We start from the raw sequence: 14609 nt of genomic DNA on the forward strand, positions 1-14609 counted from the left end.
GGGGACCGTTCAATTTTTGCAAGGCCTCCAGCAGCTTGGGTGGAAGCGCTTCTCCCCCCACCATAATTTCCTGTACACCTTGCAGCGCACGAGAGCCTTCCTCATGACCCAGCAGCATTTGCAGCCGGGATGGCGTCATTTGCAGCATGTCAATGTGATGTGCTGTAATCAGCTCGCCAAGTGCCTGAGGATTGACCTGATGACGGTGGTCGCCAAGCACAACGGTCATTCCGCCCAGTAATGGCAGGATCGTTTCCAATACGAAAATATCGAACGAAATGGTGGTTAGCGATAAAATCGTTTTGTCCGCTGCAAAGTCGATCATTTCACGCATTCCCGTAATAAAGTTCAGTACCGAACGATGCTGGAGCATAACGCCCTTCGGATTTCCGGTTGAACCAGAAGTATAGATAACGTAAGCCAGATGCTCTGGCTGAGCAGTGGCTTCCAGATTGGTCTTTTCCCCTTGATATATTGTCTCATCTTCAACAAACAGAATGTTGGCGCTGTAATGGTGTTCTCCTACCAGTTCACGATGAGTCAGGAGTACAGCGGCCTCACTGTCGCTCAACATATATTCAATACGGGCTGACGGATATTCAGGATCGATCGGCACATAAGCACCACCTGCTTTTAGCACGGCCAACAGACCGATAATCATCTCCGCCGAACGCTGTACCATCAGGCCAACCAGCTTGTCGGGCCCTACACCGTGCGCTTGAAGCACCCGTGCCAGCGAGTTAGCGCGTTCGTTCAACTCACGGTATGTCAACTGCTCTCCTTCGAAAAATAGCCCTACTTGTTCTGGAGTTTGTAAAACCTGAGCCTCGAACAAACCGTGAATCGTCTGTTTGTCTGGATATTCTGTTGCCATATCTCCACAACCAACAAGGATTTGCCTGCACTCCTGTTCGGTCATTGCTTTCATTTCATGCACTTGAATGCCCGGGTTAACCACAACTTGTTCTAGTAGGTGCACCAAGTGTCCATAAATTTGCTTTATACTTTCTCGATCAAACACAAGTGCGTTGTAACTAAAGCTCATTCGGGTTTTTTTCCCTGAAAAAACTACCAGGTTAAAATCATAGTTGGACTGTTCGACCAACTCAACCCCCGTAATGTTAAAGTCGGACTCTATATCATCACCCAGTTGCCCAGACGGTTCCTCCACCCAGTCATTTTCAAAAATGAGTATATGATTAATTAAATTTTGCTTAAGTTCTGAGAGTTTCTGAATTTCATATAGTGAATAAGCAGCATCATATTTACTAGAAGCCACCGATTGCTTCTGGGTTTGTTTCATTACTTCCCAGAACGAGTTGTTCTCACTACTGGTAATACGTACAGGGAGTGTATTCAAAATCAAGCTGAGCATACGCTCCTTATTTGGAATATCACCCTCATTTCCGGAAAGCGTACTGCCAAACACTACATCATCCGTGTCGTTATATTTTTGAAGCAAAATGCCCCACACCGTCTGAATCAGCGTGCTCAGGCTTACTTGATAGCAGTTGGAAATCCGCTGAATCCCGCTCATCAGACTCGGACTTAAAGCTACGTTAAAATGCTCCATTTGACACTCTGCTCTGCCCTGAGTTTTAGCCTGTGGCAAACAGCAGGCTTCTTCATACCCGTCCAGATATGCGCTCCAGTAGCGCGAAGCTTTCTGACGCTCCTGATGCACTCTTAGTACATGCGCCGTTTCTATCTCTGTGATCCATTCCAGTTCCCTCAGTTTAATATCAGGATTTGCTACAACAGCCTCAGACAACCGTATAAATTGACGCGTAATCTGTTCAATCGTTTTCCGCTCATACAACGATGTTGCATACTGTAGTTCAAACCGGATACCTTCTTCTTCCTCGCTTGCTTCCAGCATTAAGTCAAATTTCACGGGAGCCTGCTCCATATCGTGTGGACGGAAACGGATATCCTCCAGTTTCAGCTCGCCTTCATCGGTATTTTGCAGCACAAACATCGTGTCGAACAACGGATTACGGCTCATGTCCCGTTTCAATTTTAGCTTGTCCACCAGTTCTTCAAATGGATAATCCTGATGCTCGTAGGCTTGCATAGCTTGGCTTTTCACGTTTTTCACATAGCTTCGGAACGTTTGCTCAGCGGTTGGATAATTGCGCATGGCCAGTGTGCCAACAAACATCCCGATGATCGACTCCAGATCGGCATGCGGTCGTCCCGCAATCGGAGTACCAACAATGATATCTTCCTGTCCAGTATACTGATGCAGCAGTGCTGTATAGGCCGCAAGTAGCACCATGTACAGCGTTGAACCTGTCTGTGCCGCCAGCTCTTTCAAGCGCCCGCTGACTTCGCGTTCCAGTCTGAAAACCACCCTGTCGCCTGCCGTATTTCGTACTGCTGGGCGGGCAAAATCAGTTGGTAGATTCAATACGGGTAACTCACTCTGAAAGGTATCCAGCCAATATGCTTCCTGACGTTTCATCCAATCCTTTTGCGCTTCACTTTGCTGCCATACGGCATAGTCCTTGTATTGAATCCGTAGCGGAGGTAATTTTTCACCGCTATATAAGCGAACAAATTCGCGGGTCAACACATTCACCGATACACCGTCCGAGATAATATGGTGCATGTCAATCATTAGCAGATGCTGTGTTGCTTCTGTCCCCACTACGTTAAGATCCAGCAAGGCTACCCGTAACAGTGGAGCAGCTTGCAGATCGAATGGAATTACAAAATTGCTAACCCATTTTTCTATTTTCGCCTCAAATGCAAGTACATCGGTCCCTGCCTGTTGTTCCTGTATCTTGGCGTACTCCACCTCAAAAGGCACCCTTTCGTGAATCCGCTGCACAGGCTCATTGTTCACCATTTCAAAACTCGTGCGGAAGGCTTCGTGGCGTGAGATTAACTGCTGAAATGCTGCCTCCACCCGTTTTACATCCAGCGGTCCGCTCACCTGGAGCACTGCAGGCATGTTGTAGCTCACATCACCCGGATCAATCTGATTCAATATATACATTCGTTTTTGTGCAGAAGATAATGTATAGAAGGGACGCTCTTCCGTCACTAAAATAGATGCATACGCTACTTCATTCAGATTTTCAATCACCACCGCCAATTGTTCAATCGTAGGTGCATCAAAAATACTACGAAGAGGAATGCGTTTATTCAATTCTTTGTAAATCCTCAAGACCAACGTCATCGCCCGTAGAGAGTGTCCGCCAATTTCGAAGAAGTTTTCCTGCACACCAACCTGCATCAAACCTAACACGTCCTGCCAGATTGCCGATAGTTTCGCTTCCAGCCACGTCCGTGGGGCAATATGTTCTGCCCCTTTTTGTAAATTGCCTTCCGGTGCTGGCAGCGCCTTCCGATCAATTTTCCCATTCGGTGTCAACGGAATCTGTACAAGCTGTACGAAATATGAAGGCACCATGTGACCCGGAAGTTTTTGGACCATGTAGCTGCGCAACTCCCCTATGCTCACTTCCCATTTAGCTACATAGTAGGCAACCAGTTGGTTTTGCCCAAGCTCGTCCAAGTGTGCCTGCACGACGGCCTCCTGCACGGCCTCCATCCTCAACATATGCGTCTCTACCTCACCCGGCTCAATCCGGTACCCACGAATCTTTACCTGAAAATCAACACGGCCGATGAAATCAATATTACCATCCGGCAGCCAACGGGCCAGATCTCCGGTGCGGTACAGACGCTCCCCGCTCACAAAAGGATTCGGTACAAATTTTTCTGCCGTCAGGTCAGGACGGTTCAGGTAGCCACGAGCTACAGAAGCGCCTCCCAAGCAAAGCTCGCCGGCTACGCCGACGGGCAGCGGACGCAAAGCTTCATCGACGATATACACTTTATGGTTCGGCAGCGCCTTTCCAATCGGAACTATACCCGACAGAGGCAGACGCTCCTCCATTTCTTCGTAAAAGCTGGAATCAATGGCCGCTTCGGTCACACCGTAGGTGTTTATGATCCGCATCGTATGACCGAAACGCTTCAAAAGCGTCCGATAGCTTTCAACGCCAAAGCTGTCTGCGCCTGTAGTAAGCAGCTTTATCGCACTGACATCTGTCCCATGCTCATATACGTAGTCCATCAGCAGCGTCAACAAGGCTGGCGGGGCTTCAAACGTCGTAATTTCGTGCTGTTCGAGCACCTGGGCCAAAGCTGTAGGATCGTTCCGCACATCCTGTGGGCAAATGACCATGGTCCCTCCGTTCACGAATGTTTTGGCCAGATCACCGGCAAAAACATCGAACGACATACTGGCAATTTGAAGGAGCTTGACTGGAAACTCTTTTAACTGGTGAGCTTCTCTATAGCCCCACGTCGTATTTACGTAATGACGCTGCTCGATCATCACGCCTTTGGCGTTCCCCGTCGTTCCCGATGTATAAATAACGTAGGCCAAAGCCTCAGGGTCATGGACAGGCGTGTAGATGGGCGCTTGCTGATTGGAATGGTCTGCTCGCGAAGCTTGTTGAAGTAATGCTGGCAAGTCCAGCACTTCACCCGCAAAATTCACATCCGCCAGTAGTTCAGTCAGGGAAGACTGCGTGAGCATAATGGTAGCCCCGCTGTCCTGAAGCATGTAAGCAATCCTCTCCTTCGGGTAGGTTGGATCGACAGGTACGTAGGCAGCTCCTGCCTTCATAATCCCTAACACAGCAATAATCATGTCCGCTGAACGCTCAAGCATCACGGCGACGAGATGTTCACGCTTGCCCCCACGGCTTTGTAGAGCTTGGGCAAGCAGATTGGCCTTCTCATTCAGCTCATGATAGGTCAGTGAGGTATCTTCGTAGATGACAGCGGTCTGTTCCGGGATCCGTTCTGCCTGTGCCTCGAATATTCCATGAAACGTTCCGGCAGGATAGTCGGCAACCGGTCCACTCCATACATTGATGAGCTCCGCCTCTTCTGTAGCGGTCAGCAGACGAATGTCCCCCAGCAGGATTTCTGGGGTACGTGCAATCTGCACGAGTGTATGCTCCACATGTCCGGCTAACCGGGTCATCGCTTCATCGCTGTAGACATAGTTGTTGTAGGACAGCATAAAGCTCAGCGCTTTTCCATCCTCCACTTCGATGTTGAAGTGGTAAGGTGTTTCTTCGGACAGCTGGGCGTCCTCCACGATGAATCCAAGCCGTTCCTTCAGATCAGGCCGACCAACCATATCCTCCAGCGGGTAGTTTTCAAATACCACAAAATGATCCATGAGCTGCTGCTTGAGCGCTGACTGGGACTGGATTTCAGCAAGTGAAAAATAGTCATATGCCCGGGATTGGACCACGCTGCGCTGTACTTCACGAAGCAGACCTGAGAATGGCTGATCTGCATCCAATTTGATTCGTATCGGTATGGTGTTAATGAACAGTCCCAACATCTGTTCCACACCTTCAAGCTCCGGCGGTCGACCGGAAACAACGGTGCCGAAGACGACGTCTTCACTTTGGTTGTATCCTCCAAGCACCACTCCCCATGCAGCGAGAAACAGACTGCTAAGGGTCGTTCCGTTGCGTTCAGCCACCGTCCGCAATTGACGAGTTGTTTCATCCGTGAGTGCTATTTTATGCTCATGCAGCAAGTACCCGGTGTCTGCCTGGAGCGGATGGGCTACAGGCAGGGTTGGCAGCACGGCTGGCTGATCATAGCCATTCAGGATGGACCGCCAGTATTCCTTCGCCGCCTCCTTATCCTGCTTATCCAGCCAGCGGGCATAACCCGTATAGGGCTGCGGTGTTGGCAGCTGTACGGTCTTCCCCGCTTTCAGTGCTTCATAAGCCGCGAACAGCTCGTCCATAACGATGCCGAGGCACCAGCCATCCATAATAATATGATGAAAGCTTAAAAGCAGCGTATATGCGTTCGTTTGGGTTTGAAGCACCGCCAGACGGATGAGCAAATCCTTGCTCAGATCGTAACGATGGTTCCGGTCTGCGTCTGCGTAGCTGCGAATGGCTTCAGCTTGCTCGGCCTCGGGGAAATTCGTCAGATTTTCGTAACTTAGCGTTGGATTTCGCTCCTTAAACACGATAAGCCGCGAGCGGGAGCCACTTTGATGATAAATATTCGAACGAAGCGTTTCATGACGCTGCACCAGGGTCTCGAAGCTCTTTTGCAGAGCTTCCAGGTTCAGTTCACCCCGGAGGGTCATTCGGACCTGCTCATAGTACGCCTGTGATTCCGGCTCCATCACCGTATGAAAAAGCATCCCCTCCTGCAAAGGCGTTAAATTAGCCACTTTTTCGATTTCAAGGCTTTTACTCATCGTATTTCCCCCTCGGACAAATAATTATAGGCTTTCATAAAATTGCTTCATGTCTTCGAACTCTTCCAGGTCCAGACCATCTGCCACTACCATCTGTCGGTGTCGAGTCCTAAGCGGACTGATTCAGACCATTTACGGGTAACATTTAACTTTGGTTTTTGGAGAAGGAACTGTTTGATCGTGCGCACCAGTTATGCATTCCGATAGACACGAACTCGACAAGTCAAAGTTAGCCGCTTCCTCAGGTTATAGAATTGAGAAAAACTTGAATTTCAAGGTGGGCCGCAAGCTGAGTTCCTCATGCTCAGACACTTATGTACCCTAAGCTCAGTTGGCGGATAAAAGCGTCAAAGGCGTAATCAGTCCTTTGCAAATTTTATCAAGCTGCTTGATGGCCTGTTGGCTTGAATATCAATCCACTATGCACGGGGAACATGCCCTTTGATTCATATCCACACCCCTTTCCGCCCACAAGTGATATTGCGAAACATAAATATTTTACGAAAATCATTATTACCGACAGAAAAATAAATTTAATAAAAAACAAACTTTAAAATAGAATAAAATGATCGAAAAGTATTTCGTAGTGTGAGTAAAATATTTCAAATGGTGTGAGTAAACATTTTCAAATAGAAGTGTGTGTTCATAGAAGTAGGTAGAACTGGGAGTAGGCTGAAACCTTAAATTTAGAGCTAAGGATTTCAGTATCATAGATGAGATTAAAATAGGATAACATCGAGGTGATACAGGGTGTTATGTTCACTAAGAAAACACTATAGTATAGCAATTAATTAATATCATAAAATATAAATTCGAAAAATGTCAATGATTTTTAAATTCCTTCAATATAAATTATTTGGAAAATAAACAATTTTGTAACATAACATATATTTACACATCAATAACCACCATAAAGCGACAAAAAAATGCTGGGAACTATAACGGTCAATGCCAGCTTCTCCATGAAATCATTCGATTGTTGCTAAGGTTTGTTGTACAATAGACTCCATATGGGGATTTTTGTGCAGAGGACTGCCGGAATCCTGAATTGACTGCTGAAGGATGGATTGTACATGTATGTAGCGCAAGAATGGAAAGATTATGAAGTAGTGGATACAGGCGGCGGCGAAAAGCTGGAGCGTTGGGGCGATATTGTCCTGCGTCGACCTGATCCACAAATTATATGGCCGTTGTCCCAGGAAACAGCCGAATGGCGCGATGTTCATGGACATTACCACCGCAGCTCCTCTGGGGGCGGTAGCTGGGATATGAAAAAGCCTACTCCCGAGCGTTGGACGATCAGCTATGGGCCGCTTAAATTCCACATTAAACCGACCAGCTTCAAGCATACCGGCCTTTTTCCAGAGCAAGCAGCAAACTGGAGCTGGATGATGGATAAAATTAAAGGTGCTGGCAGACCGATTTCCGTACTGAACCTGTTTGCCTACACTGGGGGAGCCACAACTGCCGCAGCGTATGCCGGGGCCAGTGTAGTTCACGTGGACGCCGCCAAGGGCATGGTACAATGGGCGAAGGAAAACGTGCAATTGTCCGGCTTGGCCGACCGTCCGGTACGCTTCATCACGGACGACGTGTTCAAATTCGTGCAACGTGAACAACGCCGGGGAAACCGATATGATGCGATCATTATGGACCCTCCTTCCTACGGGCGCGGACCAAACGGAGAAACATGGAAGCTGGAAGAAAGCCTGTATCCGTTCCTGGAATCCTGCATGAGTATCATTTCAGATCAACCGCTGTTCATGCTGATTAACTCCTATACCACAGGTATTTCCCCTACTGTACTGCGCAACATGTTGAGCATGACAATGCAGCAAAAGTACGGCGGTCAAATCAGCGCTGGTGAAATCGGATTGCCGATTACCCGCTCAGGACTGAATTTGCCGTGCGGTATTCTCGGACGCTGGGAGGCTTAATCCCTCCTATGACTCCAGATGAACTTATCCGACATGGGCATTCACAAACGGACATTCTTGTTCTATATGAAGACAACCATGTGTTGGCGATTGTGAAGCCTGTCAACGTTCCAACACAAGAGGATGCCAGCGGTGATCCTGATCTGCTGTCTTTACTCAAAGAAGATCTCAAGATCAGACACAATAAGCCTGGTAACGTGTTTTTGGGACTGGTTCACAGATTGGATCGGCCTGTAGGTGGGGCCATGATCTTTGCAAAGACGTCCAAAGCGGCTTCCCGGCTGTCAGAGTCGGTTCGAGGTCGTAGTTTCCGCAAGATGTATGTAGCAGTTCTGAACGGTGTCCCGGCGGCCTCACAAGGCCGTCTGACCCATCACCTGCTAAAGGACAGCCGCACTAACACTGTTCAGGCGGTTCGTCCCGGCACGGCTGGCGCCAAGGAGGCTATTTTGGAGTACCGCGTGCTTGGACAAGCAGATGGGCTCAGTCTTGTACAAATTGAGCTACACACCGGACGCTCACATCAGATTCGTGTACAGATGCAGGCTATCGGCTGTCCTCTATACGGAGATCAAAAATACGGTGGCCGCCTGAGCCGCCCGGGTCAACAATTGGCGCTCTGGTCCCTGCTTGCCGGAGCACCGCATCCGGTTAGCAGGGAGAACATGAGCTTCCACTCGTTCCCCCCAGCTCAATTTCCATGGAGTGAGTGGCCTAAATCGCTTTATGAAAGCATGATCGAAGCTGAGAATTGAGCAGGCAAGTCCGCGTATTTAGCTTTTACTATCTTCAATTCAGTATACAAAAAGAGCCCGTAACGCATGTAGTCAAACAAACATGCATTACGGGCTCTTTTTTGTTAAAAATCTGATAGCCCTTCCGTCCCTTATGACGAGGAGACCACAGACTGCCCTTTCTTACTGTTCACCAGCTCCTGACGGGGCCGAGCGTTTTGAGCATTCGTATTCTTGATGAAAAACGCCAAAATCAGGGCCGTCACACTCAACAGCGTCGCAATGATAAAGGCTGTATTGATACCGTAAATCGTAGCCTGATTGCCCGCTGCCAGCATCCCTGCTTTATCTGTAACAGATAATCCCTCAGATGCAACAATATTCGCCAGACGGCTGCTGCTTTGAGTCGACATCACCGTCACCAGAATTGCCGTCCCAATTGAACCGGAAATCATACGCAGTGTATTACTCATTGCCGTACCATGCGCATTCAATCGTTGTGGAAGCTGGTTCAAGCCGGCCGTTTGGATCGGCATCATCAGCAATGACATTCCGAACATCCGAACCGTATAATTAGCCAGCAGCGTCATATAGGTCGTTGTTTCGGTCAAGCGTGTGAACTCCCAAGTGGTCACAGCCATGATCAATAAACCGATCACGGACAACCAGCGTGCTCCGATCCGGTCAAAAATAGCCCCGGTTACAGGAGACATGAACCCCATCAGAATCGCCCCCGGTAACATCAGCATACCGGACTCAATCGGTGAAAAGCCGCGAATATTTTGCAAATAAATCGGCAGTAATATCATGCCGGCGTACAAAGCCATCGTCACAATGACATTAATGATTGTCGTCAAGCTATACACATCGTATTTGAAGATACGGAACTCCAGCATAGGTTCATTAACCTTCAACTGGCGAACAATAAACAGAATGAGCGCGATCGTCCCAACAATAAGCGCAGACAGGACCGGAATACTTCCCCAGCCCGATGTTCCTGCATCACTAAAGCCATATAACAGCCCGCCGAAACCGAACGTAGACAAAATGATGCCGGGAATGTCCAACTTAGGCTTGGACTGCTCCGTTACATTTTTCAGAAAAATAAATCCGATCACAATCGAAATCACTGAAATCGGCAGGATGATCCAGAACAGTACCCGCCAGTCGTAATGCTGGACTATATAACCGGATAAGGTTGGTCCAATGGCTGGAGCAAAACCCATCGCAATCCCCAGCGTTCCCATCGCCCGGCCACGACGCTCTATTGGGTAGATGTTCAAGATAACGACCATCATTAAAGGCATCATAATACCCGCACCAGCGGCTTGAATGAGACGTCCGATCAGCAATATGCTAAAACTCGGCGCAATAGCGCACAACAGCGTGCCGATTGAAAAGATAATCATTGCACTTATAAACAATTTACGAGTGGAAAAACGCGCAATCAAAAATGCGGTCACCGGGATCAATACCCCGTTCACGAGCATAAAGCCCGTACTAAGCCACTGAGCCACATTGGCATCTACATTCAGATCACTCATCATTTTCGGTAAAGCCACACTTATCAACGTCTGGTTTAAAATCGCAACAAACGCGCCAATCAACAGAGCGGCCACAATGGGTGCTCTGCGTACATTACCTGGTAATGTCATTTGAGGACTGCTCAAGTTGATTCATTCCCTTCGGTGTCAATTTCATTATCATTTGTTTATGGATATCCAGGACCATGTCCAGATGCTCCTTTGGGATGTCCAGAATGGGCAAGACGCGCTCCATCCACATGGCGTCTACTTTTTGCATGATGTCTTTTCCTTCCGGTGTAAGCGTCAGCACTAAAGATCTGCGATCATGCTCATGCCGTCCGCGAGCGATATACCCTGCCTTGGTCAAGCGGTCAACCACCCCGCTCATGGAGCTACACCCCATATGGGCTATGTCTGCCAGCTCAGATAACCCGATATTGGGTCGTTTATTCAGAATCGCCAAAGCCATGTGCTGAACGGCTGTCAGATCCAAATGCTGCTCCTCATTCCAGAAGGCATAAAATATCGTTTTGTTAACCTCCCTTACCGACTGAATAATCCGGTACACCTCAAGTCTGTCTTCCTCTCTGTCATTCACTGGAACCATCCTTCTTCCATTATCCAATTCACATTCCATATACATAATCAAGCAACTATTCGCATACGAAATGTTATTTATGTATAACTAATTTTATCATGTTATATGTAAATGTCAACATTCACCCCTGTAACAGATATAAGTATTGAAAAGAGCAGCTGAAACTTGCAAGATACAGCAAGTCATTTAAAAAGGTGACAACAGCTACAGTATGTGTTATTTCAGCACAAAAAACGCGGACAGTGTGGCCCTTTTGGGCAGCATTATCCGCGTATTTTTATTTAGAATATTAAAGAGACGATCTGTTCATGTAAGTTGTTTTTCATTCAATCCATATTCCGCTTACTCCGCTCGCTCTATTTGTTCCTTTACTCCCTTTGCCTCGCTTGCCGATGCAGACGGTTTCGTCTTTGTGGTGATTTTACCCAACAGATAAACCAGCAAATTTTGATTATGCTGCGAAATCCGGTTTAGTGCAGAGCCCAGAAAATCATCTCTTATCTGCAACCCCCGTTCAGCTTCTTCTCTCCCTTGATCCGAAATAACAATCCATACGATTCTACGGTCCTTTACGTCTCTAAAGCGGGTGACCAGGCGATTCCGCTCCATCCGGTCTAGCAGCATCGTAACCGCGGCAGGTGTGGTTGCGAGATACGGGATCAATTGAGACGGTTTCATACGGCCGTATTCGTTCAAAACCTCCAGTACTGTAAGCTGAGCCTCAGTCAATGATGGAGCCAACCGCTGCTCCATATGAACCTTGTAATCCTTAGCCATTCTGGACCAGATTTTCGCAAATTCGGTCGTTTGCATTTTGCCTCACTCCTTTGAATAACAGGGTCAGTAAAAGCATCAAATTTACCGTATGGGCCACCGTCCGGATTGTATTTCATCACATTAAATTTTCGCCATTCAGCCCCGGTTTCCTGCCGTTTTTGGAGCATCCATTGAAAAGGGGAAGGAAGTCTCAGTTCGGTTTTGGAGGCTGGTCAAGGTTCGACAGCATGACGGCAAAAAGGTCCTCATTCGTGCCGGAATGGCATGAGAGGACCTCTCTTTTTCGAGCTAAAAGTCGCTTGACTTTCCTGTTATTCTATGGATTGGGAAGCCTGCGGCTCACTACGCGGCACCACATTCACAATTTCGTCCTTCTTCTCCACAGGAGCCAGCAGCTTGCCTATATCCTTGCGGTCGGTCAAAGGAGCTTTTTCCGAAAGGAAGGACATCGTCTGTCCTTCTGCAGTGATCGCAAACAATTGAATAGCTTCACGGCAATAGAAGGCAGCTACGATCCGAGTTCCATTCGAACGTACTCGTTTACCTTCCTTGAACTCAAAGGTGGTGATTCCTTTACCGCCTCGTCCCTGAGCAGGATAATCCAGCAGAAGCGTACGCTTGCCATAACCTGATTCGGTCAGCACCAGCACTTCTCCTTCATCCTCCTCCACCCACAACGCTGCAACAATTTCATCGCCTTCCGCCAGTTGTATACCTTTCACACCAGCCGAGACGCGGCCCATCGCATTAACCTCTTGCTCCTTGAAGCGTATGCTCATCCCCGCACGGGTAATCAACATAATATCCCGGGTGCCGTCGCTTAACGTTACCGATAATACCTCATCATCCCCTGCTACCTTGCAGGCTGCTACGGCACTGGAACGTTTCGTAGCATATTCTTTCAGCTCTGTTCGCTTCACTTGACCCTTCTTCGTTACAAACACCAGACTTTTGCCGATTTCCTCAATGTTTTTGATCGGAATGACACTCACGATCCGATCATCCTTGGTTAAAGGAATGACGTTAACAATCGGAGTTCCCGGCTCTTTCCACTTGTACTCCGGCACCTGGTGCACAGGCAATAAGAAATATTGTCCGCGCTGAGTGAAGACGAGCAACACATCAAGTGTGTTGACATCAAGCAACTGAGTGACATAATCTCCTTCCTTAACGCCGGAAGCTGAACGCTCCCCACCAGAACGAGTGAAGGACAGCATACCCGTACGCTTCACATAGCCGTCTTTGGAAAGAGTCAGCAATACATCCTCTGCCCCAACCATGACTTCCAGATTTACCTTAATCTCTTCAACCTCACCCTGTATGTCCGAACGGCGGTCAATGCCGTACTTTTCACGAATTTCCAGCAGTTCCTTGCGAATCAAACTGATCAGCTTGCGATCACTTTCCAAAATAGAACGGTACTGTGTAATTTTTTTCTGGATTTCACTTAATTCCTTTTCCAGCGTAGTGATTTCCAGATTCGTGAGACGGTAAAGCTGCAAGGTCAAAATAGAATCCGCCTGACGTTCGCTAAAGCCAAACATCCATTGCAAATTATTTTGCGCGTCCTGGCGATTTTTGGAAGCTTTAATGGCCGCAATGACCTCATCCAGAATGTTCAGCGCCTTGACCAAACCTTCCAACACATGGGCGCGATCCTCCGCCTTCTCCAGTTCAAACTGGATACGGTGTGTGACAACTTCACGCTGATGGGCGATATACGCTTCCAAAATGGACTTCAAACCAAGCTGATGCGGCGCTTTGTTCACAATGGCTACCATGTTGAAGTTGTAAGCTACCTGGAGGTCGGTTTTTTTCAGCAGATATGCCAAAATCCCTTCCGCATCGGCTTCCTTCTTCAGTTCTACTACAATTCGCAGACCATTCCGACCACTCTCGTCACGAACCTCGGCAATCCCTTCCACCTTTTTCTCCAGACGGATATTCTCCATAGCGGTTACGAGCCTTGATTTGACAATCTGGTATGGAATCTCCGTAATAACCAGCTGCTGCTTACCTCCGCGCAAAGACTGTATTTCCGTTTTGGAACGGATATAAATACGTCCTTTGCCTGTACGATAAGCGTCCTTAATGCCTTCGCCACCCATAATTAGTCCGCCCGTCGGGAAATCAGGGCCTTTAATAAAGGTCATAATCTCTTCTAGCTCAATTTCCGGCTTTTCCATCACAGCAATGCTGGCGTCAATGACCTCGCGTAAGCTATGCGTTGGAATTTCAGTCGCGAATCCGGCTGAAATTCCGCTGGAGCCGTTTACTAGCAGATTCGGATAACGGGAAGGCAGCACAACCGGCTCCTTTGCCGAGTTATCAAAGTTATCCTTGAACAAAACCGTGCGTTTTTCAATGTCACGCAGCATTTCCATCGCGATAGGAGACAGACGGGCCTCCGTGTACCGCATAGCTGCCGCAGGGTCATCGTCTTGGGAACCCCAGTTGCCGTGACCGTCCACCAGTACGTGACTCATTTTCCAAGGCTGCGCCATCCGCACCATTCCGTCGTAAATCGACGAGTCACCGTGAGGATGATAATTACCCATAACATCCCCGACGGTTTTAGCAGATTTCCGATAAGCCTTATCCGGTGTGTTGCCGGAATCGTACATGGAGTACAGAATCCGGCGCTGTACTGGCTTTAACCCATCCCGCACATCGGGTATCGCCCGATCCTGAATAATATATTTGGAATATCGGCCAAATCGGTCACCGACCACTTCCTCCAGAAAAGCTGGCAAAAATTGCTCCGATAAGCTCATG

7 protein-coding genes (1 of these 7 only partly in view) are annotated in these 14609 nt (G+C 48.1%); 2 read left to right on the forward strand and 5 right to left on the reverse strand.

Translation table 11 applies throughout. The features are described from left to right. On the reverse strand, nucleotides 1–6262 hold the 5' portion of the coding sequence (locus tag HPL003_RS22060) for a non-ribosomal peptide synthase/polyketide synthase (protein WP_052310829.1). The gene continues 23741 nt to the left of window position 1, outside the view; the window shows 6262 of its 30003 coding nt (coding positions 1–6262); its start codon is at nucleotides 6260–6262; the stop codon falls past the left edge of the window. A gap of 1073 nt (nucleotides 6263–7335) precedes the next feature. On the opposite strand from HPL003_RS22060, the gene HPL003_RS22065 reads away from it, so the two are divergent. Both HPL003_RS22065 and HPL003_RS22070 read left to right on the forward strand, forming a co-directional pair. Further along, on the forward strand, nucleotides 7336–8199 hold the full coding sequence (locus tag HPL003_RS22065) for a class I SAM-dependent methyltransferase (RefSeq protein WP_014281993.1): 864 nt from the start codon (nucleotides 7336–7338) through the stop codon (nucleotides 8197–8199). 8 nt (nucleotides 8200–8207) lie between these two features. Next, on the forward strand, nucleotides 8208–8954 hold the full coding sequence (locus HPL003_RS22070) for an RluA family pseudouridine synthase (protein ID WP_014281994.1): 747 nt from the start codon (nucleotides 8208–8210) through the stop codon (nucleotides 8952–8954). 131 nt (nucleotides 8955–9085) lie between these two features. Here the strand turns inward: HPL003_RS22070 and HPL003_RS22075 are convergent, their stop codons facing one another. The 4 genes from HPL003_RS22075 to gyrA form a co-directional block, all read right to left on the reverse strand. Then, the gene (locus HPL003_RS22075; RefSeq protein ID WP_014281995.1) at nucleotides 9086–10588 is read right to left on the reverse strand and encodes a DHA2 family efflux MFS transporter permease subunit; all 1503 of its coding nucleotides are present in this window, start codon (nucleotides 10586–10588) and stop codon (nucleotides 9086–9088) included. Further along, the gene (locus HPL003_RS22080) at nucleotides 10572–11057 is read right to left on the reverse strand and encodes a MarR family winged helix-turn-helix transcriptional regulator (protein ID WP_014281996.1); all 486 of its coding nucleotides are present in this window, start codon (nucleotides 11055–11057) and stop codon (nucleotides 10572–10574) included. The genes HPL003_RS22075 and HPL003_RS22080 overlap by 17 nt, the downstream gene beginning before the upstream one ends. A gap of 342 nt (nucleotides 11058–11399) precedes the next feature. Further along, on the reverse strand, nucleotides 11400–11870 hold the full coding sequence (locus tag HPL003_RS22085; protein WP_014281997.1) for a MarR family winged helix-turn-helix transcriptional regulator: 471 nt from the start codon (nucleotides 11868–11870) through the stop codon (nucleotides 11400–11402). A gap of 275 nt (nucleotides 11871–12145) precedes the next feature. Continuing rightward, the gene (gene gyrA / locus HPL003_RS22090) at nucleotides 12146–14608 is read right to left on the reverse strand and encodes a DNA gyrase subunit A (RefSeq protein ID WP_014281998.1); all 2463 of its coding nucleotides are present in this window, start codon (nucleotides 14606–14608) and stop codon (nucleotides 12146–12148) included. Nucleotide 14609 lies beyond the last annotated feature (1 nt).

Origin of the sequence: Paenibacillus terrae HPL-003, assembly GCF_000235585.1 — a bacterium.
In the GTDB taxonomy this organism is placed as follows: domain Bacteria; phylum Bacillota; class Bacilli; order Paenibacillales; family Paenibacillaceae; genus Paenibacillus; species Paenibacillus terrae_B.